This is a genomic window from Aeromonas genomosp. paramedia (assembly GCF_023093515.1).
Taxonomy (GTDB): Bacteria; Pseudomonadota; Gammaproteobacteria; order Enterobacterales; family Aeromonadaceae; genus Aeromonas.
Genome location: NZ_JAAROG010000061.1, coordinates 1 through 273, shown reverse-complemented (window position 1 = coordinate 273; position 273 = coordinate 1). Strand labels below are relative to the sequence as shown.

General features: G+C 42.9%; 1 protein-coding gene. It reads left to right on the top strand.

The window, feature by feature from the left end; genetic code table 11:
- The coding region (locus HB860_RS22055) for a hypothetical protein (protein ID WP_247627963.1) at window positions 1-273 on the top strand (273 nt) is incomplete at both ends.

The following is a 273-nucleotide window of genomic DNA, read 5'->3' as shown; positions in this document are numbered from 1 at the left end:
TCGAAGGAGCACGAAGAGTACCAGAAAGAAAAACCCGAGTTCCCCAAATTGGAAAAGCCTAAAGAGCACGAGAAACACGAAGTCGAATATCCGAAAATACCCGAGTACAAGGAAAAGGAAGATAAGAGTAAGAAACATAAAGATGAAGAGTGCCAAGAGTCACACGAATCGAAAGAGCACGAAGAGTACGAGAAAGAAAAACCCGATTTCCCCAAATGGGAAAAGCCTAAAGGGCACGAGAAACATAAAGCCGAATATCCGAAAATACCTGAG